This window comes from Streptomyces sp. T028 (genome assembly GCF_048159505.1).
Classification (GTDB): domain Bacteria; phylum Actinomycetota; class Actinomycetes; order Streptomycetales; family Streptomycetaceae; genus Streptomyces.
Window position 1 is genome coordinate 61,168 of record NZ_JBLRVZ010000010.1, and the last position, 21,681, is coordinate 82,848.

Consider the following 21,681-nt stretch of genomic DNA (forward strand, 5'->3'; position numbering starts at 1 on the left):
GGCCGTCTTCCGTGCCTCCGGTGCCGTGCCATCATCGAGCTTCGATCGACCAAGTGGAGTCCGAGTTGGGAGGGCGCGTGGCGATGGAGGCCGGCCCTCGTGACACCGCACAAGGCACCGAGGGCCTCACCCCCGAGCGTGGGGAACCGGAGCCCGAGGTGGGGCGCGCCCTGCCCGACGTGGTGGACCCGGACGTCGTGGACGACACCCAGGGCGGCGGGGTGACCGACGACGGTCCCGAGCCCGAGGAGATGTTCGCGAGCGGGCCCGAGGTCGAGGTCGAGCTGCGCCCGCAGCGCCGGCTGCGGATCTGGCAGCTCGCTCCCATCGTCGCCCTCTCCGCCACCGGCTCCCTGATGTTCGCGTTCCCCCTCGCCTTCGACTTCGGCGACAGCGGGGCCGTGATCGCCATGCTGGGGCTGCTGATCTGCTCCTGCGCGGCCGGCTGGGGCATGATGGCCGCGCGTCGCGTTGGTTACACGTGGCCCGGCCTCCCCGCGCGCGGCTCCGGCCGCCGCCCCGACTGGCGGGTCGTCCTGGCGTACGTCGTCCTGGTCGCCGTGGTGGCGGTCCTCGCCGTCTGGCGCGTGGCCCGACTGCGCTGACGCCTCGGGTACGCGCGCGTACGCGGGATGCGCTGAGCTTCGGGAACGCGCGCGAGGTGTGTCGTACCCACGCCGTACGATCGAGGAATGAGCACGCGGATCGCCTTCCTCAAGGGGCACGGGACCGAGAACGACTTCGTGATCGTCCCGGACCCGGAGAACGTCATCGACCTCCCCCCGAGCGCCGTCGCCGCCCTGTGCGACCGGCGCGCGGGCATCGGCGGCGACGGGCTGCTGCACGTCGTGCGGTCCGCCGCGCACCCCGAGGCGCAGGACATGGCGGCTGAGGCCGAGTGGTTCATGGACTACCGCAACGGAGACGGCTCGATCGCGGAGATGTGCGGCAACGGCGCGCGTGTGTTCGCGCGCTACCTCCAGCACGCGGGACTCGTCGCCGAGGGTGACATCGCCTTCGCCACGCGCGCGGGGGTCAAGAGCGCGCACATCGCCAAGGACGGCGACATCACCATCGGCATGGGCAGCGCGCGCCTCCCCGAGGGCGAGGTCACCGTGAGCGTCGGCGAGCGCAGCTGGCCCGCGCGGAACGTGAACATGGGCAACCCGCACGCCGTCGCCTTCGTCGAGGACCTCGCGCACGCCGGCGACCTGTACAGCCCGCCGCCCTTCAGCCCCGCCTCCGCCTACCCGGACGGGGTCAACGTCGAGTTCGTCGTCGACCGCGGCCCCGGCCACGTCGCCCTGCGTGTGCACGAGCGCGGCTCCGGCGAGACCCGTTCCTGCGGCACGGGCGCGTGCGCCGTCGCCGTGGCCACCGCCCGCAGGGACGGCGTCGACCCGGCCGTCACCGGGGCCCCGGCCACGTACACCGTGGACGTCCCCGGCGGGCGTCTGGTCATCACCGAGCGGCCCGACGGCGGGATCGAGATGACCGGACCCGCAGTGATCGTCGCCACAGGCGAGATCGAACCCGAGTGGCTGGAAAGCGCCGCCCGCTGACGCCACGGCGGCTTCGTATCGCAGGTCTGCGCGGTTGCGGAACGTGCGACCGCACACCTGAGGCATGGTCAGAGGTTCGAAATGGCAGCCAGGCCCGGTTCTGTTGGCGCAAAACCGTAAACCCCCAAATCGTCGCTCGAATGGGTGATCCGTTTCACGCTCGGCGAGAGGCGGTCAGTCGCACGTGATGGGCTCGGTAGCATCAAGCACCGGCCCGGACGGGGGACCTTTGCCAGTCCCCTGAGCCGTGTCCGCCCTGGGACACCCCGTCCGCCGGTCCACGCAGCCGGAGGTGCCCATGAGTGCGGAGGCCACGAACCCAGCGACGCCGGGCCCGGTCGCGCCGGCCACGCCCCGCAGGCGCAGCCTGCCCCGGATCGACCTGCGCCGCCTGGGCCGGGCGGCCCTGCTCGGCAGCCCCTCCCGAGGCCGGCTGCCCGACGCGATCGGCCATGTCGTCGAGGCCCACCGCGCCCACCACCCCGACGCCGACCTCGAACCCCTCCGCCGCGCCTATGTGCTCGCCGAGTCCTCGCACCGCGGCCAGATGCGCAAAAGCGGCGAGCCGTACATCACGCACCCGCTCGCCGTGACGCTGATCCTCGCCGAACTCGGCGCCGAGACCACGACCTTGACGGCCTCTCTGCTCCACGACACCGTCGAGGACACCGATGTGACACTCGACCAGGTGGGCGAGCAGTTCGGCGAGGAGGTGCGCTATCTCGTCGACGGTGTCACCAAGTTGGAGAAGGTCGACTACGGCGCCGCCGCCGAACCCGAGACCTTCCGCAAGATGCTCGTCGCCACCGGCAACGACGTCCGCGTGATGTCGATCAAACTCGCCGACCGGCTGCACAACATGCGCACCCTCGGCGTGATGCGCCCCGAGAAACAGGAGCGCATCGCCAAGATCACCCGGGACTTCCTCATCCCGCTCGCCGAACGCCTCGGCGTACAGGCCCTCAAGACCGAGCTGGAAGACCTCGTCTTCGCGATCCTGCACCCCGAGGAGTACGAGCACACCCGCGAGCTGATCGTCGACAACGCCTCCCGCGCGGACGACCCCCTCGCGGAGTTCGCCGACGCGATGCGCGCGGTCCTGCGCGAGGCCGGCCTCCAGGCCGAAGTCCTCATCCGGCCCCGGCATTTCGTCTCCGTTCACCGTGTCTCGCGCAAACGCGGCGAGCTGCGTGGCTGCGACTTCGGCCGGCTGCTGGTGCTCGTCAGCGAGGACGCGGACTGTTACGCCGTCCTCGGTGAACTCCACACCTGCATGACGCCGGTCGTCTCGGAGTTCAAGGACTTCATCGCCGTTCCCAAGTTCAACCTGTACCAGTCGCTGCACACCGCCGTCGCCCGCGAGGACGGCCAGGTCGCCGAAGTCCTCATCCGCACCCACCAGATGCACAAGGTCGCCGAGGCCGGAGTCGTCGCCCTCGGCAACCCCTACGTCGGTCCGCAGGAGGAGCAGACCCGCGAGGGCACGTCGGCCGACGGGGACGGGCCAGACGGGGAGCGCACCGACGGGGAGCGGGGCGATGGGGAGCGGGTCGACCCGACCCGGCCCGGCTGGCTCTCCCGCCTCCTCGCCTGGCAGGAGGCCGCGCCCGACACCGACACCTTCTGGTCCACCCTGCGCGAGGACCTCGCCCAGGACCGCGAGATCACCGTCTTCCGCCCCGACGGCGGCACCCTCGGCCTCCCCGAGGGCGCCACGTGCGTCGACGCCGCCTACGCGCAGTACGGCGAGGACGCTCACGCCTGTATCGGCGCCCGCGTGAACGGCCGGCTGGCGACCCTGAGCACCGTTCTTCGGGACGGCGACACCGTCCAGCTCCTCATGGGCCAGGACCCGGCCTCCGAGCCCTCCAGGGAATGGCTGGAGCACGCCCACACCCCCGCCGCACGGATCGCCATCCAGCGCTGGCTGGCGACGCATCCGGCCCCGGCCGAGCCCGAGGAGGCCGCCGACCCGGCGAGGACGGTGGCGGACATCCCGGCCGCCGACACCCCCCTGTCCCGGCCCGACACCGCGATCACGGTCGTCGGCCGGCCCGACGCCGGCGTACGCCTCGCCGGGTGCTGTACCCCCGTACCGGCCGACGAGGTCACCGGTTTCGCCGTGCGCGGGGGAGTCGTGACCGTGCACCGGGTGGAGTGCGCCGCGGTGGCGCGCATGGAGGACGCGGGGCGTGCGGCCGTCGACGTGCGCTGGGGCGACACCACCGAATGCCGGGTCACCCTGGTCGCCGAATCGTTCGGCCGTCCCCATCTGCTCGCCGACCTCACCGAGGCGATGGCACTGGAGGGCGCCGAGATCGTCTCCGCGACCGTCGAACCCCCGAGCCAGCAGCGCGTACGCCACACGTACACGCTCCAACTCCCCGACGCGGCCCATCTGCCCACCCTGATGCGCGCCATGCGGAACGTACCCGGGGTCTACGACGTCAGCCGGGCCCAGCACGCATCGGCCTACTGAGCCTTGGCCGGGCCCGCACGGCTCACACGCACGCGCGCGTGAGCAACCCGTTCGGGTGGGCCGGGCGCGCGTCGCCGCAGTACGGCAGGTGAGCGCTGGTAGCGGTGGTGCATGCTGCTCACCCCCCGCTTCTCGACCCTGTGCCCCCGGGCCCCCCACCGCCGTACCGCCGCCTCCCGTCGGCTGAAGTCCGCGCTGCTCGCCTCGGCCGTATCCGTCTGTCTCGTCGCCGCGAGCGCCCCGGCGGCACCGCTCGGCGTCGGCGACCGCCTCTTCCCGTACCTGGGCAACCCCGGCTACGACGTGGCGGCGTACGACCTCTCCTTCACGTACTCCGGCTCCAACAGCAAGCCGCTCCAGGCGGTCACCACCATCGACGCCTGGACCACGACGGCCCTGGAGAGGATCAACCTCGACTTCGCGCACGGCAAGGTCGACTCGGTCGAGGTCGACGGCAGGCCCGCCACGTTCGAGAGCGCCGGCGACGATCTGGTGGTCACCCCCACGGCCCCGCTGGCGCCGGGCAGCCGGACGCGCGTCACCGTGCGCCACACCAGCGATCCGGCGAGCGCCGGCGACCGTGACGGCGGCTGGGTACGCACCGCCGACGGCCTCGCCATGGCCAACCAGGCCGACGTCGCCCACCTGGTGTTCCCGTGCAACGACCACCCGTCCGACAAGGCGATGTTCACCATCCGGATCACCGCCCCCGACGACTACACGGCCGTCGCCAACGGGCTGCCGGCCGGAGCCGACCGGGCCGGCGGGACGACCACCTGGACGTACCGCACCCAGCACCCCATGGCCACCGAGCTCGCCCAGGTGTCCATCGGCCGCTCCACCGTCCTGCACCGCGACGGACCGCACGGACTGCCCGTGCGGGACGTGGTGCCCACGAAGGACCGCGCGGCCCTCGAACCATGGCTGAAGGCGACCCCCGACCAGATCGCCTGGATGGAGAACAAGGTCGGTCCCTACCCCTTCGAGACCTACGGCGTACTCGTGGCCGAGGCCGACACCGGCTTCGAACTCGAGACACAGACCCTGTCCCTCTTCGAGAAGGACCTCTTCACCAAGCCCGGCTACCCCAAGTGGTACCTCGAGTCGATCATGGTGCACGAGCTGTCCCACCAGTGGTTCGGCGACAGCGTCAGCCCACGCACCTGGTCCGACCTCTGGCTCAACGAGGGACACGCCACCTGGTACGAGGCCCTCTACGCCCAGGACAAGGGCGGCCCCACTCTGGAGAAGCGCATGAAGACGGCGTACGGCGCGTCCGACCGGTGGCGCGCCGCCGGCGGACCGCCCGCGCTCCCCAAGGCGCCCGACCCCGGCGAGAAGATCAGCATCTTCCGCCCGAACGTGTACGACGGCGCCGCCCTCGCCCTGTACGCCCTGCGCCAGGAGATCGGCGAGAAGGCGTTCGAGCAGGTCGAGCGGGACTGGGTGCGCGACCACAAGGACTCCACCGCCACCACGGCGGACTTCCGGAAGCTCGCCGAGGAGGTCTCCGGACGCGGTCTCGGTGACTTCTTCCAGGCCTGGCTGTACGGGGAGAAGACCCCGCCGATGCCCGGCCACCCGGACTGGAAGCCCGCGGCGGCGACGGAGAAGGGGACGAAGGCCTCACGGGCCCCGAAGACCCCGAAGACCTCGTAGGCCACGGAATAAGGCCGTGACGACACGAGGCGTCCCGTGCGACCATCGTCAGGTCGGCGAGGCACGGGGCACGAGGCGCGGGAATCTCCCGGGGTGCTCGTGCGTTGTGCACTATGGACGGTGAACTCCGCCGAAATCGGTATCCCCACGACGTAAGGACCCAATGACCTCCTCTTCTTCCTCTTCCCAGGACACCAAGCGCTTCGCGCACTCCTACCCCGAGGGTCTTCGGGCCGATGCCCTGATGGAAGAGGACGTCGCCTGGAGCCACGGGATCGACGGAGAGCGGGACGGCGACCAGTTCGACCGCTCCGAGCGCGCGGCCCTGCGCCGCGTCGCCGGCCTCTCCACCGAACTCGAGGACGTCACCGAGGTCGAGTACCGCCAGCTCCGCCTGGAGCGGGTCGTCCTCGTCGGCGTCTGGACCTCGGGGACCGTGCAGGACGCGGAGAACTCCCTCGCCGAGCTCGCCGCCCTCGCGGAGACCGCCGGCGCGCTCGTGCTCGACGGCGTGATCCAGCGCCGCGACAAGCCCGACGCGGCCACCTTCATCGGTTCCGGCAAGGCCATGGAGCTGCGCGACATCGTCGTCGAGTCCGGTGCCGACACCGTTATCTGTGACGGTGAGCTCAGCCCGGGCCAGCTCATCGCCCTGGAAGACGTCGTCAAGGTCAAGGTCATCGACCGCACGGCCCTGATCCTCGACATCTTCGCCCAGCACGCCAAGTCCCGAGAGGGCAAGGCGCAGGTCGCGCTTGCGCAGATGCAGTACATGCTGCCGCGACTGCGCGGCTGGGGTCAGTCGCTGTCCCGTCAGATGGGCGGCGGCAAGGGCGGCGGCCTCGCCACCCGTGGTCCCGGTGAGACCAAGATCGAGACGGACCGGCGACGGATCCGCGAGAAGATGGCGAAGATGCGCCGGGAGATCGCGGAGATGAAGACCGGCCGCGAGATCAAGCGCCAGGAGCGCAAGCGCCACAAGGTGCCGTCCGTCGCCATCGCGGGCTACACCAACGCCGGCAAGTCCTCCCTGCTCAACCGTCTCACCGGCGCGGGCGTCCTCGTCGAGAACGCGCTGTTCGCGACCCTCGACCCGACCGTGCGCCGGGCCGAGACCCCGAGCGGCCGCCTGTACACGCTGGCGGACACGGTCGGCTTTGTACGACACCTGCCGCACCACCTGGTCGAGGCGTTCCGCTCCACCATGGAGGAGGTCGGCGAGTCCGACCTGATCCTGCACGTGGTGGACGGCTCGCACCCCAACCCGGAGGAGCAGCTGGCCGCCGTGCGCGAGGTGGTCCGGGATGTCGGCGCCACCGGGGTGCCCGAGATCGTCGTGATCAACAAGGCGGACGCGGCCGATCCGCTGACCCTCCAGCGGCTGATGCGGATCGAGAAGCGCTCCATCGCCGTCTCGGCCCGTACGGGCCAGGGGATCCAGGAACTGCTGGCGCTCATCGACAGCGAGCTGCCGCGGCCCTCGGTCGAGATCGAGGCGCTCGTGCCGTACACCCACGGCAAGCTGGTCGCCCGCGCCCACACCGAGGGTGAGGTGATCTCCGAGGAGCACACGGCGGAGGGCACGCTCCTCAAGGTGCGTGTGCACGAGGAACTGGCCGCGGACCTCGCACCGTACGTCCCGGCACGCCTCGCCTGACCGACGGACGAAGGCCCGCCCCCTCCACTCACGGAGGGGGCGGGCCTTCGCCATGTTCACGGTGCCTACCGACCGGCGAACTTCTCGCTCACCGAGTCGTACACCCCTTTGGCCACCTCACCCAGTCGCGGACCCGCGAGCCACCCCGAACGCGCCGGGCCGACCGAGGTGTTGGAGACCAGCGCCAGCTTCCCGTTCGATCCCGTCGCCACCCAGCCGCCGCCGGACGAACCACCGGTCATCGTGCAGCCGATCCGGTACATCGTCGGGTCCGACTCACTGAACGACAGCCGCCCAGGCTTGTCCTGGCACTGGTAGAGCCTCTGCCCGTCGAAGGGCGCCGCGGCCGGATAGCCCGTCGCGGTGATGCTGTCCACCTTCGGCACGGCAGGAGCGTTGAAGTCCACCGGCAGCGCCGAACCGACCGTCTCCTCCAGCGACTTGCCGGAACCGCCCGCCTCCGGCGTCACATGGATGACGGCGAAGTCGTACGGTGCGCCGTCACCGCCCGTCTCCCCGCCCTGCGCGATCCACTGGTCCGAGGTCTTCACCCAGTCGCCCCACCACACACCGTAGGGAGCGGCCTCCTCCTTGGTGGCCGTCTGCAACCGCTCGGCGGACAGCCCCTTGTCGTTGTACGACGGCACGAACGCGATGTTGCGGTACCAGCCGCCCTTCTTGCCCGCGTGCACACAGTGGCCCGCCGTCCACACCAGGTTGGACTTCCCCGGGTGCGCCGGGTCCTCCACGACCGTCGCCGAGCAGACCATCGTGCCCTCGGGGGAGTCGAAGAACACCTTGCCCGCCTCGGGGGCGTTGGCGTGGTACGTCGTCGGCACGGCCTTCGCGTCCACGGGCTCGGGCGTCGGGTCGGTCACCCCCTGGTCGCCGGAGAGGTCGTTGTCGTCGACACTGCGGTCCGGGTCCTCCGCCTCCCGCATCCGGTCCGGGTCCCACAGGCCCTTGATGATCGGGTTGACGTAGTCCTGGGCCTCACGCAGCCAGTCGTCCTTGTCCCAGTTCTTCCACGCGCCGTTCTTCCACTTGTCCAGATCGATCCCGTGCTCCTTGAGCCGGTCCTTGATGTCGTCCGGGATCGTGATCTTTCCGTCACCGCCCGCCGTGGCCGAAGCACTGGCCCGGCCGTCCGCGGTGGTGTCGCCCGAGTCGCAGGCGGTCGCGGTGAGCGCGAGCACCGAGGCGAGGGCGACGGCACCGAGCACGGGGGAGGTTCTGCTGCGTGCGTTCCTCTCCCGGCGAGCGGTGAACGACGGCCGTATCGATCGCATGGTCTGACTCCCCCTGCTGTCAACGAACTTGAAGCTGTTGCCGCTCCCATGGAGCCGAACTCACCGCGATCTCACGCCGAGTTCAGCCGGGTCTCGCGGCCCTGTGCAATGCCCCCACACGATAAGCGTTCGCTGTGGGGGACTTCCGACAGCAGGGCAACGGTTCCGTCACCGCAAGGATCTTGAGGCAACCCGTAACCAGGACAGCCGTCCAGGGTTGGTAGCGGTGGGGGACCGCTGCCCGCCCTCGGCCCCCTGAACTGCGGCAGGACAGGGAGCGTGGCCGTGGCCGAGCCAGTGCCCGAGGAGATCGCTCCGGGGCGATCCACCGGAACATCGCCCACCGGGATCCCCGGGACAGCGACGGTCGGGGCTGCGACCGCGCGGAGGCAGACCGGCGGGCGGCCCGTGCACGAGGGGATCCTGCGGCGCCAGTCGGCGCGCGAGTCGGCGGCCCGCACCTATGCGCGCGCCCTGCCCATCGTGCCGGTACGGGCCCGGGGACTGACCATCGAGGGCGCCGACGGCCGCCGCTACCTCGACTGCCTCTCCGGCGCCGGCACCCTCGCGCTCGGCCACAACCATCCCGTCGTCCTGGAGGCCATCCGCAAGGTTCTCGACTCGGGCGCGCCCCTGCACGTCCTCGACCTCGCCACTCCGGTCAAGGACGCCTTCATCACCGAGCTCTTCCACACCCTGCCCCCCGGTCTCGCCAACCGCGCCCGCGTGCAGTTCTGCGGGCCCGCCGGCACGGACGCCGTGGAGGCCGCGCTCAAACTCGTCCGCGCCGCCACCGGCCGCACGGGCATGCTGGCCTTCACCGGCGCCTACCACGGCATGACGACCGGTTCCCTCGAAGCCTCCGGCGGCGCCTTCGACGTCCGGGTGGCGCGCCTGCCCTATCCGCAGGACTACCGCTGCCCGTTCGGTGTCGGCGGCGAACGCGGCGCCGAACTCGCCGCCCGCTGGACCGAGTCCGTCCTCGACGACCCCAAGTCCGGCGTGAGACGCCCCGCCGGGATGATCCTCGAACCCGTCCAGGGCGAGGGCGGGGTGATCCCCGCCCCGGACGCCTGGATGCGCCGTATGCGGCAGATCACCGCCGACCGCTCCATTCCCCTCATCGCCGACGAGGTCCAGACGGGCGTCGGCCGCACCGGCACCTTCTGGGCGGTGGAGCACAGCGGGATCACCCCCGATGTGATGGTCCTCTCCAAGGCCATCGGCGGCAGTCTGCCCCTGGCCGTCGTCGTCTACCACGACGACCTCGACGTCTGGGAACCGGGCGCCCACGCGGGCACCTTCCGCGGCAACCAGCTCGCCATGGCCGCCGGCACGGCCACCCTCGCCCACGTCCGCGAGAACCGCCTCGCCGAACGCGCGGCCACCCTGGGAGCCCACCTGCTGAACCAACTCCGGCACCTCGCCGAGGACTTCCCGTGCATGGGAGACGTGCGCGGGCGCGGCCTGATGATCGGCGTCGAACTGGTCGACCCCGAGGCCGAGCACGGGGAGGTGCCGGGACGGGGGAGGGGAGACGCGATGGACGAGGGCCGCGGCGCCCTGGAGGCGGACTGTGATGCCCTGGACGGGGGGTTTGATGCTCGTTACGGGGGCCGGGGTGCTGCCGGCCAGGGCCCCGTTGCGCTGGGTGAGGCCCGCGTTGGGGCGAGCGAGGGGCGTGCTGTGCCGGGCGACGGTAGGCGCGGTGCCCCGGGCAGCCGCCACGGGGTCCCCGCCGATGCCCACGCCATGTCCAGCCCGCCCGAGGTGTCCGCCCCGGCTCGGGGGCCTCGTCCCGCCGCCCCCGAACTGGCCGTCGCCGTACAGCAGGAGTGCCTGCGCCGCGGCTTGATCGTCGAACTGGGAGGCCGCCACGCCGGCGTCGTACGCCTGCTTCCGCCCCTGACGATCACCGACGAGCAGGCGGCCGCCGTACTCGACCGACTGGCCGACGCGATCGAGGCGGCGGCCCGTGGCCACGCCCATCGCACGGGCCGGGGCGACAAGGACCAGCCGAACCAGCAGCCCAGGCAGGCTCCGAAGCGACGAGGCCGTGTCGAACGGGCGGGGTGACACAGACGGCGAACCCGTCCCCTCACTCACCGTCCCCCCGCGTACGAGGCGGACACCGACCGGCCCCTCCGCACCGTCGCGCACCCCCCGCCGTTCCGGCCCGTCACGCCGCCGACCGTGCCGGCCCCACCCGATGAGGAACGACCTTGAACAACGCCCCTGAGCCCACCGGCTCTCCCGGTCCTGCCTCCGCCGTTTCCACCACCACCCCAGCCTCTACCTCCTCCGTTCCGTCGATCCACACCACACCGAACACCTCCGTCCCGTCCCAGCAGGGCCACACCACCCCCATCGAACCGGCGCACGGCGTCGCGGCCCACCTCCTGGACCACCCCGACCCCCACACCGCTGCCCAGGCGGCGGCCGTGGAGAACCTGCTGCGCTGTTGGGTGCGCGAGGCAGGCCTGCCCGCCCCGCCCGACGGCACCCTCCGAGTGCCGCTCCCCGCCAGCGGCACCGCCCTGCTTGCCCCCGTCCACTACTGGTCCCCGACCGGCTGGCACCGCTTCGGTCTCCCGCGCCTCGCCGACACGCCCGAGCAGTCCCCGCCCGCAGACGCGGTCATGATCGCCGCCCTGCTGTCCCGCGAGACGCCCGAGCCGCGCGGACCAGCCCGGACACCCACCCCGCCCCGTCCAGTCGGCCGCGGCGTCGACCCGGTCGATCTCGTGTCCCGCGTCGCCGACTCCGTCCGTCGCACGGCAGACTTCATCAGCGAGCGCCGGAAGCACCCCACCGACGGCTCCGACCTGTTCCTCTCCGCCGAACAGGCACTGATTCTCGGACACCCCCTGCACCCCACCCCGAAGAGCCGCGAAGGTATCTCCGACGCCGAAGCACACCTGTACTCACCCGAGTCGCGTGGCTCCTTCCCCCTGCACTGGCTGGCTGTCGCCCCTTCCGCGCTGGCCACCGACTCCGCCTGGACGGAAAGCGGCCGCACTGTCCCCGCCCACCGTCTGACGGCCCGACTCCCCGGCGGCGGAGCGCCCTTGCACGATCGCTACGCGTCGCCCGACGGCTACGCCCTCCTTCCGATGCACCCCTGGCAACTGCGCGAGACCCGGCACCGCCCCGAGATCGCCGCCCTGTTCGAGGCCGGGCTGCTCCGGGACCTCGGCGCGCACGGCGCCCCGTGGCACCCAACCTCCTCCGTTCGCACCGTTCACCGGTCCGGTGCCCCGGCGATGCTCAAACTGTCGCTCGGTCTGCGCATCACCAACTCCTGTCGGGAGAACCTGCGCAAGGAGCTCCACCGCGGCGTCGAGGTCCACCGTCTGCTGCGAACCGGCCTGTCCCAGCAGTGGCGGGCGGCCCACCCCGGTTTCGACATCGTGCGCGACCCGGCCTGGCTCGCCGTGGACGGGACCGACGGCCTCCCGGTGCGCGGACTCGACGTCGTGATCCGCCACAACCCCTTCGCACCCACGGACGACGTCTCCTGCGTCGCAGGCCTTGTCTCACTCCGCCCGTATCCCCGAGCCGCGGCGACCGCCCGCGCATGCTCAGCCCTCGCCGCCCGGCCCGCCGAGACTCTCTCGCCTGGCCCGGACCCGAACGCGATGCAGAGCTCCCGGCTGGCCGAGGTCGTCACACGGCTCGCCGGACGGACAGGGCGCCCGCTCGCCGCGGTCGCCGCCGAGTGGTTCCTGCGCTACCTGGAGCACGTCGTGCGCCCGGTGCTCTGGCTCGACGGGGAAGCCGGCATCGCCCTGGAGGCCCACCAGCAGAACACGCTCCTCGTGCTGGACCCCGACGGCTGGCCCACGGGCGGCCGCTACCGCGACAACCAGGGCTACTACTTCCGCGCCTCCCGCCGCGCGGAACTCGAAGCCCGGCTGCCCGGCATCGGCGAGCACAGCGACACGTTCGTATCCGACGAGGTCACCGACGAGCGCTTCGCCTACTACCTGGGTATCAACAACGTCCTGGGACTCATCGGCGCCTTCGGCTCACAGCGTCTCGCCGGTGAACATCTGCTGCTCGCCGCCTGCCGCCGTTTCCTCACCACCGTGGCCCGTGGCCCCGACCGGTTGCGCAGCACGCTGCCCGCTCGTCTCCTCGACTCACCCGTGCTGCGTTGCAAGGCCAACCTGCTGACCCGGCTGCACGGCATGGACGAACTCGTCGGCCCGGTGGACACCCAGTCCGTGTACGTCACCATCGCCAACCCCTTGCACTCCTGAACCGTCCCCATACGCGGCTCCAACTCCCCTCGTCCCTGAGGAACATGTCCCGACCCACCTGCTGAGAGGAACCCCCACCGTGCCCTCCATCGACATCCGCGCCGTCGCCGGCACCGCCTCCACAGGCCCGCTCGACCGCTTGGCCGACTGGGGGCCCACCCCCACACCCGCGGGCGCGTTCCACCTCGTCCCCGTCCAGGTCGACCAAGACCTGCCCCACATCGGGCGGTGGATGAATGAGCCGGCGGTCGCCGCCTTCTGGGAACTGGCGGGACCCCGGACCCTGACCGAGCGGCACCTGCGCCGCCAACTCGCCGACGGCACCCACAGCATCCCGTGTCTGGGCCTGCTGGAGGGCAGACCGATGAGCTACTGGGAGATCTACCGGGCGGACCTCGACCCTCTGGCCCGCCACTACCTCGCCCGTCCTCACGACACCGGCATCCATCTCCTCATCGGAGGCCCGGCCGCCCGCGGGCGAGGCCTTGGCGGCCTCCTGCTGAGAGCCGTCGCCGACCTCGTACTCGACAGGAGACCCGCATGCTCACGTGTCGTCGCTGAACCGGACCTTCGCAACACCCCTTCCATCGCCGCCTTCCTCCGTGCCGGTTTCCGCTTCTGCGCCGAGGTCGACCTGCCCGCCAAGCGGGCCGGTCTCATGGTCAGAGACAGAAGCCTTCGCCATCTGATGTGACTGCGTGTAATTGCATCGTCACAGGTGGAACGCCTCGGGATTCCGGGTGGTTCCCGCTCGTCCCGAGAATCCCCGGGAATTTTTCCGGCGGTCCCACCGCACCGCCCGCAGCAGCCGCACCGCCCGCAGCAACCGCAGCGCCCCCTTTCCCCCGTCGCGCACCCTCATGCCCGCCAGCCCATCGCCCGAGCCCCGTCACTCGACCTCTGGCAACCCCACCGATGTTTCCCACGCCCTTCACCGGCCCCGAATCCGAGAAGCCCCGCACCTTGATTCCCTCACCACTTCCCTCCTTGCTGTTCCTGCATCCCACCTGCTCGATGACCCGTTTGTCAGTGCCGAGCCGTAGGGTGGTCGCGCTATGACGAAGCCCTCACTCCCCGAACTCCTCCACGCCGCCGTCGCCGCTGTCGGCGGTACGGAGCGTCCCGGCCAGGTGGCCATGGCCGAAGCCGTCGCGGAGGCGATCGACGACGGCTCCCACCTCCTGGTGCAGGCCGGCACCGGCACCGGTAAGTCACTGGGCTACCTTGTGCCCGCGCTCGCGCACGGGGAGCGGGTCGTGGTCGCGACCGCCACCCTCGCCCTGCAGCGCCAGCTCGTCGAGCGGGACCTGCCGCGCACGGTCGAGGCGCTGCATCCGCTGCTGCGCAGGCGCCCGGAGTTCGCGATGCTGAAGGGCCGCTCGAACTACCTGTGCCTGCACCGTCTGTACGAGGGCGTCCCGCAGGACGAGGAGGAGGGGCTCTTCGACCAGTTCGAGGCGGCTGCGCCCAGCAGCAAGCTGGGCCAGGATCTGCTGCGGCTGCGGGACTGGGCCGACGAGACCGAGTCCGGCGACCGGGACGACCTGACGCCGGGTGTCTCGGACCGGGCCTGGGCTCAGGTGTCGGTGTCCTCGCGGGAATGCCTCGGCGCGTCCAAGTGCGCGTACGGCGCCGAGTGCTTCGCGGAGATGGCCCGCGAGCGCGCCAAGCTGGCCGAGGTCGTCGTCACCAACCATGCCCTGCTGGCCATCGACGCCATCGAGGGGGCGCCGGTCCTTCCGCAGCACGAGGTGCTGATCGTCGACGAGGCGCACGAACTGGTGTCGAGGGTCACCGGCGTCGCCACCGGCGAGCTCACCCCGGGCCAGGTCAACCGGGCGGTGCGGCGGGCAGCGAAGCTGGTCAACGAGAAGGCGGCCGACCAGCTCCAGACCGCCGCCGAGGGCTTCGAGCGGCTGATGGAGCTGGCGCTGCCGGGCCGTCTGGAGGAGATCCCGGAGGACCTCAACTACGCCCTCATGGCACTGCGCGACGCCGCGCGCACCGTCATCTCCGGCATCGGTGCCACCCGCGACAAGTCCGTCCAGGACGAGGACGCGGTTCGCAAGCAGGCGCTCGCCTCCGTGGAAACCGTGCACGACGTGGCGGAACGGATCGTGGGCGGTTCCGAGTACGACGTCGTGTGGTACGAACGGCACGACCGCTTCGGCGCCTCCCTGCGTGTCGCCCCCATGTCCGTCTCGGGCCTGCTGCGGGAGAAACTCTTCGCCGACCGCTCCGTGACCCTGGCCTCGGCGACCCTGAAGCTCGGCGGGGACTTCAACGGCGTGGGCGCCTCTCTGGGGCTCGCCCCGGAGGGCACCGAGGGAGACGACCTTCCCCAGTGGAAGGGCATCGACGTGGGCTCGCCCTTCGACTATCGCAAGCAGGGCATCCTGTACGTCGCCAAGCATCTGTCGCGCCCCGCGCGCGACGGCGACCGCGCCGACATGCTGGACGAGCTGACCGAACTGATCCAGGCGGCCGGCGGCCGCACCCTCGGTCTCTTCTCTTCCATGCGCGCCGCACAGCTGGCAGCCGAGGAACTGCGCGGCCGTATCCCCGAGTTCCCGATCCTCCTCCAGGGTGAGGAGACCCTGGGCGAGCTGATCAAGAACTTCTCGGCGGATCCGAAGACGTGTCTCTTCGGGACGCTGTCGCTCTGGCAGGGCGTCGACGTGCCCGGTCCCAGCTGTCAGCTGGTGGTCATGGACAAGATCCCGTTCCCGCGTCCGGACGACCCACTGATGAGCGCCCGTCAGAAGGCCGTGGAGGACGCCGGAGGCAACGGCTTCATGGCGGTGGCCGCCACGCACGCGGCGCTGCTCATGGCGCAGGGTGCCGGCCGTCTGGTCCGCGCGTCGGGGGACCGGGGCGTGGTCGCCGTACTGGACCAGCGGCTGGCGACGGCCCGTTACGGGAGTTACCTCAAGGCCTCCCTGCCGGACTTCTGGCACACCACGGACCGCAACCAGGTACGCAGGTCGCTCGCGGCGATCGACGCGGCGGCACGACAGACCGAGACCGACAAGAAGTAGGGAACAGCACAGGGCCCCGGAACCGGCGCAGGGATTCCGGGGCCCAGTCAAGGGGGCGGAGGAGGTGACGCCGCCCGCCGTGCTCAGACGCGGCGGAGGACCGCCACCACCTTGCCGAGGATGGTCGCGTCGTCGCCGGGGATCGGCTCGTACGCCGCATTGTGCGGGAGCAACCACACATGGCCGTCCTCGCGCTTGAACCGCTTCACGGTGGCCTCGCCGTCGAGCATGGCCGCCACGATGTCGCCGTTCTCGGCGACCGGCTGGCGGCGGACGGTGACCCAGTCGCCGTCGCAGATCGCGGCCTCGATCATGGAGTCGCCGACGACCTTCAGCACGAACAGCTCACCGTCGCCCACGAGCTGCCTCGGGAGCGGGAAGACGTCCTCGACGGACTCCTCGGCGAGGATCGGGCCACCTGCGGCGATACGGCCCACCAAGGGGACGTACGACGCGGCGGGCTTGCCGGCGGTGTCCGTGGGCTGCACGGAGACGGCCTGGTCGGAGCCGCGGACCTCGTACGCCCGCGGACGGTGCGGGTCGCGGCGCAGGAAGCCCTTGCGCTCCAGTGCCATCAGCTGGTGCGCCACCGAGGACGTGCTGGACAGGCCGACGGCCTGGCCGATCTCCCGCATGGACGGCGGGTAGCCGCGCCGCTGCACGGAGTCCCGGATGACCTCGATCACCCGGCGCTGCCGGTCGGTCAGGCCCGAGCTGTCCGCCCGGATGCCTGGAGGTCGGCCCGGCAGGGAGCGCTTGTGCCCCTCCGGGTTCACGGCTTCGTTCATCGCATGCACCGGCTCGAGTCGGCCCTGGGAGCGGTCCTGGGCGGTGATGGTGGCACTGTCTGCGGTGGTGGTCACGTCGGCCCCTCTCGATTGTCTCCCTGCTGCACAACGGTAGTTGCTTTCGAAAGGTTGCGCCAAACACACGTTCGAGTGAAAAAGCGTGGATAGCCTGACTTGATCATGTGTCTGGGTGTATGGCCAATGCTGTGACCGGCGGACGAAAGGGCCCGTTGTTGTACTCTTCACCGCCGGGGTCACCCCCCTTGTGGGGGGTCGCCCCAGTCTGCCATCCGGATTCCGGCAGGCCGGGCGGCGGGCCCGCTCTGTGCGAGAGTCCCACGGGTCCTCCCTGCGGCGCCCACGATATCGCCGTATGTGCCGCGGGGACACGGTTGTGCACGCGCGCGTGGGGGCCGGTTTCGCGTGCTCGCCGTGACGGCGGGAACGCACGCTGTGAGGCCTCCGTCCGCGACACGCGATGCAGCCTGGATGTATGGGCCAAGCCCCATATCTAGTGCTTGGATGTCATCACTGGCCCACAAGTTGTGGTGCCCCTGGTCTTCGCATCCTCTTGGATCGCCTATGCTTGGGGCTGCTTCGAGGGGCCCATGAGGCCCGGCGAGGCTATTGAGTCTGCTGTGAGGAGGGTTGGGACTTCATGCACTGCCCCTTCTGCAGGCACCCCGACAGCCGTGTTGTCGACAGCCGTACGACGGACGACGGCACGTCCATCCGCAGGCGCCGCCAGTGCCCTGACTGCTCCCGTCGTTTCACGACCGTGGAGACGTGCTCGCTCATGGTGGTGAAGCGGTCCGGAGTCACCGAGCCGTTCAGTCGCACCAAGGTCATCAACGGCGTGCGCAAGGCATGCCAGGGACGGCCCGTCACCGAGGACGCACTCGCCCAGCTCGGCCAGCGGGTCGAGGAGGCGGTGCGCGCCACCGGAAGCGCTGAGCTGACCACCCACGACGTGGGGCTGGCCATACTCGGCCCGTTGCAGGAACTCGACCTCGTCGCCTACCTGCGGTTCGCCTCCGTCTACCGGGCGTTCGACTCGCTCGAGGACTTCGAGGCCGCGATCGCGGAACTCAGGGACCAGAGGGGACACCCCGCCGCGGACGACGACGACCGCGAAGACGACCCGGACGCTGTCATGGGGGGCCGGGAGGACGACGGCGGGCGCGGAGGGACCACGCGGGTCCCCGAGCCCGTCCACGCCGCCGACTGACCCGGAGGACCGGAACCGGGCGGAGACCCCGGATCCGGTCGGGCGGCGGCGGACCAAGACTTGCTGCGGACCAGGCGCATTGGCGTCCGCGGCACCAGACACGACACCGTGCCACGGGAACATCGTGGCATTTCAGGGCGTTTTTGCCTGTACAGGGAGGCGGCATGACAGAGACGGCGAGCGGTCCGGCACGAGGGTCCCGCGCGAAGGGCGCCAAGACCACCAAGGGCCTGCGTATCGAGCGCATCCACACCACCCCCGGCGTGCACCCGTACGACGAGGTGGTCTGGGAGCGCCGTGACGTCGTCATGACCAACTGGCGCGACGGCTCGGTCAACTTCGAGCAGCGTGGCGTCGAGTTCCCCGACTTCTGGTCGGTGAACGCGGTCAACATCGTCACCAGCAAGTACTTCCGCGGTGCCGTCGGCACCCCCCAGCGCGAGGTCAGCCTCAAGCAGCTGATCGACCGCATCGTGAAGACGTACACGAAGGCCGGTGAGGACTACAAGTACTTCGCCACGCCCGCCGACGCGGAGATCTTCGAGCACGAACTGGCGTACGCCCTCCTCCACCAGATCTTCAGCTTCAACAGCCCCGTCTGGTTCAACGTCGGCACCCCGCAGCCCCAGCAGGTCTCCGCCTGCTTCATCCTGGCCGTCGACGACTCCATGGAGTCGATCCTCGACTGGTACAAGGAAGAGGGCATGATCTTCAAGGGCGGCTCCGGCGCCGGCCTGAACCTCTCCCGCATCCGCTCCTCCAAGGAGCTGCTGTCCTCCGGCGGCAACGCCTCCGGCCCGGTCTCCTTCATGCGCGGCGCCGACGCCTCCGCCGGCACCATCAAGTCCGGTGGCGCCACCCGCCGCGCCGCCAAGATGGTCGTCCTCGACGTGGACCACCCGGATGTCGAGGACTTCATCGCCACCAAGGTGAAGGAAGAGGAGAAGATCCGCGCGCTGCGCGACGCGGGCTTCGACATGGACCTGGGTGGCGACGACATCACGTCCGTCCAGTACCAGAATGCCAACAACAGCGTCCGTGTGAACGACGAGTTCATGACAGCCGTCGAGAACGGCACCGAGTTCGGCCTCCGCGCCCGGATGACCGGCGAGATCATCGAGAAGGTCGACGCCAAGGCGCTGTTCCGCAAGCTTGCCGAGGCCGCGTGGGCCTGCGCCGACCCGGGCATCCAGTACGACGGCGTCATCAACAACTGGCACACCTGCCCCGAGTCCGGCCGGATCACCGCGTCGAACCCGTGCAGCGAGTACATGCACCTGGACAACACGTCCTGCAACCTCGCCTCGCTGAACCTGATGAAGTTCCTCAAGGACGACGGCAAGGGCACCCAGTCCTTCGAGGCCGACCGCTTCCAGAAGGTCGTCGAGCTCGTCATCACCGCGATGGACATCTCCATCTGCTTCGCCGACTTCCCGACCCAGAAGATCGGTGAGAACACGCGCGCGTTCCGTCAGCTCGGCATCGGCTACGCCAACCTCGGCGCCCTGCTGATGGCGACCGGCCACGCCTACGACTCCGACGGCGGCCGCGCCCTGGCCGGTTCCATCACCTCCCTGATGACCGGCACGGCCTACCGCCGCTCCGCCGAACTGGCCTCGGTCGTCGGCCCGTACGACGGCTACGCCCGCAACGCCGACGCCCACAACCGCGTCATGAAGCAGCACGCCGACGCCAACGGCACTGCCGTCCGCATGGACGACCTCGACACCCCCGTCTGGGCCGCCGCCACGGAGGCATGGCAGGACGTGCTGCGTCTCGGCGAGAAGAACGGTTTCCGTAACTCCCAGGCGTCCGTGCTCGCCCCGACCGGCACCATCGGCCTCGCGATGTCCTGCGACACCACCGGTGTCGAGCCCGACCTCGCCCTGGTCAAGTTCAAGAAGCTGGTCGGCGGCGGCTCGATGCAGATCGTCAACGGCACCGTCCCGCAGGCCCTGCGCCGCCTGGGTTACCAGGAGGAGCAGATCGAGGCGATCGTCGCCCACATCGCCGAGAACGGCAATGTGATCGACGCCCCCGGTCTCAAGCAGGAGCACTACGAGGTGTTCGACTGCGCCATGGGCGAGCGCGCCATCTCCCCGATGGGCCACGTCCGCATGATGGCCGCGATCCAGCCCTGGATCTCCGGCGCCATCTCCAAGACGGTCAACATGCCGGAGACGGCGACCGTCGAGGAGGTCGAGGAGATCTACTTCGAGGCCTGGAAGCTCGGCGTCAAGGCGCTCGCGATCTACCGCGACAACTGCAAGGTCGGCCAGCCCCTCTCCGCGAAGACGAAGGACACCAAGGATCAGGAGAAGGCCGAGATCACCGAGAAGGCCGAGGACACGATCCGCACGGCGGTCGAGAAGGTCGTCGAGTACCGCCCGGTCCGCAAGCGTCTCCCCAAGGGGCGTCCCGGCATCACGACCTCCTTCACGGTCGGTGGCGCCGAGGGCTACATGACGGCCAATTCCTACCCGGACGACGGCCTTGGTGAGGTCTTCCTGAAGATGTCCAAGCAGGGTTCGACCCTCGCCGGCATGATGGACGCCTTCTCCATCGCCGTCTCGGTGGGCCTGCAGTACGGCGTGCCGCTCGAGACGTACGTCTCGAAGTTCACCAACATGCGCTTCGAGCCGGCCGGCATGACGGACGACCCGGACGTGCGGATGGCGCAGTCGATCGTCGACTACATCTTCCGTCGCCTCGCGCTCGACTTCCTGCCCTTCGAGACGCGCTCCGCGCTCGGCATCCACTCCGCCGAGGAGCGTCAGCGTCACCTGGAGACCGGTTCCTACGAGCCGGCCGAGGAGGAGGTCGACGTCGAGGGTCTGGCCCAGTCGGCCCCGCGTCAGACGGACCTGGTGGCTGTCGCCACCCCGAAGACCGGCGCCGAAGTGGCCAAGCCCGCCCCGAAGCAGGCCCACACCAGCGCCGAACTGGTGGAGATGCAGCTGGGCATCCAGGCCGACGCCCCGCTCTGCTTCTCCTGCGGTACGAAAATGCAGCGGGCCGGTTCCTGCTACATCTGCGAGGGCTGCGGCTCGACCAGCGGCTGCAGCTGATCCCCGCCGTTCCGGCCGGATCCACGTGATCCGGCAAGGGGCGGTGGAGCCGGTCCTCGGCTCCACCGCCCTCGGTGTTTCATGCCCTCACTGGGTCAGGACCGGCGTACCTGTCCCATGACCCTGGTGAACGTCACCGGGTCGTCCTCGAACCCCTGGACACCCGGGTGGAACGTCCAGCCGTCGGCCTCCCGCATGAACTCCGCGACCGTCGCCGCCGTCGACCCGAGCACACCGCCGAAATCGTCCTCTTCCAGAACCGTGTAGCCCTCCCGTATCCGGAAGGCGGGGTTGAGGACGCTGACGAAGGTGCGGTGCGCCGGATGCTGCTGGATGACGACACCGACCACCACGCGCGCGTATCGCGCGTCCAGCCGCTCGAGCTCCAGCGTCATGACCTCGTCCCAGCCGAAACCCTTGCCGTCCTTGCTGTCCCGGTTGAGATAGATGGTGCCGTCGGGCGAGCGGCTGTCGAAGTGCACCACATAGGCGGGAGCCCCGCCCGGATCGCTCGCGAGATACGTCGCGGCGACGATGTCCAGATCGGTGGGCGCCTGCCCCGCCGGACTCGGGTCCCACTTCAGCGCCATCTCGATCTTGCGGATCCTTTTGTTGATGCCGCTCACGGATTTCCCTCCCCGTTCACCGTCT

At 70.4% G+C, this 21,681-nt stretch carries 14 protein-coding genes; 11 read left to right on the forward strand and 3 right to left on the reverse strand.

What is annotated here, in order from left to right; genetic code table 11:
* Nucleotides 1-83 precede the first annotated feature (83 nt).
* The 5 genes from ACLZN2_RS10715 (at nucleotide 84) to hflX (ending at nucleotide 7,357) form a co-directional block, all read left to right on the forward strand.
* Nucleotides 84-605, forward strand: a complete 522-nt coding sequence (locus tag ACLZN2_RS10715) for a hypothetical protein (RefSeq protein ID WP_416978256.1) — start codon at nucleotides 84-86, stop codon at nucleotides 603-605.
* An 87-nt stretch (nucleotides 606-692) separates the two neighbouring features.
* Nucleotides 693-1,562 carry a diaminopimelate epimerase gene (gene dapF / locus ACLZN2_RS10720; protein ID WP_416978138.1) on the forward strand — a complete coding sequence of 290 codons (870 nt, stop codon included), beginning with the start codon at nucleotides 693-695 and terminating at the stop codon, nucleotides 1,560-1,562.
* A 298-nt stretch (nucleotides 1,563-1,860) separates the two neighbouring features.
* Nucleotides 1,861-4,041 (forward strand): RelA/SpoT family protein, encoded by a 2,181-nt coding sequence (locus tag ACLZN2_RS10725; RefSeq protein ID WP_416978139.1) that lies wholly within the window; start codon nucleotides 1,861-1,863, stop codon nucleotides 4,039-4,041.
* A gap of 111 nt (nucleotides 4,042-4,152) precedes the next feature.
* The gene (locus ACLZN2_RS10730; protein ID WP_416978140.1) at nucleotides 4,153-5,700 is read left to right on the forward strand and encodes a M1 family metallopeptidase; all 1,548 of its coding nucleotides are present in this window, start codon (nucleotides 4,153-4,155) and stop codon (nucleotides 5,698-5,700) included.
* A gap of 163 nt (nucleotides 5,701-5,863) precedes the next feature.
* Nucleotides 5,864-7,357, forward strand: a complete 1,494-nt coding sequence (gene hflX / locus ACLZN2_RS10735; protein ID WP_416978141.1) for a GTPase HflX — start codon at nucleotides 5,864-5,866, stop codon at nucleotides 7,355-7,357.
* 65 nt (nucleotides 7,358-7,422) lie between these two features.
* On the opposite strand, the gene ACLZN2_RS10740 is transcribed toward hflX, so the two are convergent.
* Nucleotides 7,423-8,646, reverse strand: a complete 1,224-nt coding sequence (locus tag ACLZN2_RS10740) for a trypsin-like serine peptidase (RefSeq protein WP_416978142.1) — start codon at nucleotides 8,644-8,646, stop codon at nucleotides 7,423-7,425.
* A gap of 408 nt (nucleotides 8,647-9,054) precedes the next feature.
* On the opposite strand from ACLZN2_RS10740, the gene ACLZN2_RS10745 reads away from it, so the two are divergent.
* The 4 genes from ACLZN2_RS10745 (at nucleotide 9,055) to ACLZN2_RS10760 (ending at nucleotide 15,946) form a co-directional block, all read left to right on the forward strand.
* Complete coding sequence (locus ACLZN2_RS10745; RefSeq protein WP_416978257.1) at nucleotides 9,055-10,722, forward strand: diaminobutyrate--2-oxoglutarate transaminase family protein; 1,668 nt, start codon at nucleotides 9,055-9,057, stop codon at nucleotides 10,720-10,722.
* Between the two features lie 290 nt (nucleotides 10,723-11,012).
* Entirely contained in the window at nucleotides 11,013-12,908 is a 1,896-nt protein-coding gene (locus ACLZN2_RS10750) for an IucA/IucC family protein (RefSeq protein ID WP_416978258.1), read from the forward strand.
* A gap of 79 nt (nucleotides 12,909-12,987) precedes the next feature.
* Nucleotides 12,988-13,602 (forward strand): GNAT family N-acetyltransferase, encoded by a 615-nt coding sequence (locus ACLZN2_RS10755; RefSeq protein WP_416978143.1) that lies wholly within the window; start codon nucleotides 12,988-12,990, stop codon nucleotides 13,600-13,602.
* 361 nt (nucleotides 13,603-13,963) lie between these two features.
* Nucleotides 13,964-15,946 carry an ATP-dependent DNA helicase gene (locus tag ACLZN2_RS10760; protein ID WP_416978144.1) on the forward strand — a complete coding sequence of 661 codons (1,983 nt, stop codon included), beginning with the start codon at nucleotides 13,964-13,966 and terminating at the stop codon, nucleotides 15,944-15,946.
* 83 nt (nucleotides 15,947-16,029) lie between these two features.
* Here ACLZN2_RS10760 and lexA read toward each other — a convergent pair whose 3' ends face one another.
* On the reverse strand, nucleotides 16,030-16,809 hold the full coding sequence (lexA, locus tag ACLZN2_RS10765; protein ID WP_055635752.1) for a transcriptional repressor LexA: 780 nt from the start codon (nucleotides 16,807-16,809) through the stop codon (nucleotides 16,030-16,032).
* A 583-nt stretch (nucleotides 16,810-17,392) separates the two neighbouring features.
* Here lexA and nrdR point away from each other — a divergent pair.
* Together nrdR and ACLZN2_RS10775 are read left to right on the forward strand one after the other, a co-directional pair.
* Nucleotides 17,393-17,962: a transcriptional regulator NrdR gene (gene nrdR / locus ACLZN2_RS10770; RefSeq protein ID WP_416978145.1), complete on the forward strand. Its 570-nt coding sequence runs from the start codon at nucleotides 17,393-17,395 to the stop codon at nucleotides 17,960-17,962.
* A 164-nt stretch (nucleotides 17,963-18,126) separates the two neighbouring features.
* Nucleotides 18,127-21,030, forward strand: a complete 2,904-nt coding sequence (locus ACLZN2_RS10775) for a vitamin B12-dependent ribonucleotide reductase (protein WP_416978146.1) — start codon at nucleotides 18,127-18,129, stop codon at nucleotides 21,028-21,030.
* A 95-nt stretch (nucleotides 21,031-21,125) separates the two neighbouring features.
* Here the strand turns inward: ACLZN2_RS10775 and ACLZN2_RS10780 are convergent, their stop codons facing one another.
* Complete coding sequence (locus ACLZN2_RS10780; RefSeq protein WP_416978147.1) at nucleotides 21,126-21,656, reverse strand: TerD family protein; 531 nt, start codon at nucleotides 21,654-21,656, stop codon at nucleotides 21,126-21,128.
* Nucleotides 21,657-21,681 lie beyond the last annotated feature (25 nt).

What these genes read in the sequence shown, in the direction of transcription:
- ACLZN2_RS10730 (WP_416978140.1), top strand. Translation starts at nt 4,153, where the DNA reads ATGCTGCTCACCCCCCGCTTCTCGACCCTGTGCCCCCGGGCCCCCCAC.
- ACLZN2_RS10775 (WP_416978146.1), top strand. Translation starts at nt 18,127, where the DNA reads ATGACAGAGACGGCGAGCGGTCCGGCACGAGGGTCCCGCGCGAAGGGC.
- nrdR (WP_416978145.1), top strand. Translation starts at nt 17,393, where the DNA reads ATGCACTGCCCCTTCTGCAGGCACCCCGACAGCCGTGTTGTCGACAGC.
- ACLZN2_RS10760 (WP_416978144.1), top strand. Translation starts at nt 13,964, where the DNA reads ATGACGAAGCCCTCACTCCCCGAACTCCTCCACGCCGCCGTCGCCGCT.
- dapF (WP_416978138.1), top strand. Translation starts at nt 693, where the DNA reads ATGAGCACGCGGATCGCCTTCCTCAAGGGGCACGGGACCGAGAACGAC.
- ACLZN2_RS10740 (WP_416978142.1), bottom strand. Translation starts at nt 8,646, where the DNA reads ATGCGATCGATACGGCCGTCGTTCACCGCTCGCCGGGAGAGGAACGCA.
- hflX (WP_416978141.1), top strand. Translation starts at nt 5,864, where the DNA reads ATGACCTCCTCTTCTTCCTCTTCCCAGGACACCAAGCGCTTCGCGCAC.
- ACLZN2_RS10715 (WP_416978256.1), top strand. Translation starts at nt 84, where the DNA reads ATGGAGGCCGGCCCTCGTGACACCGCACAAGGCACCGAGGGCCTCACC.
- ACLZN2_RS10725 (WP_416978139.1), top strand. Translation starts at nt 1,861, where the DNA reads ATGAGTGCGGAGGCCACGAACCCAGCGACGCCGGGCCCGGTCGCGCCG.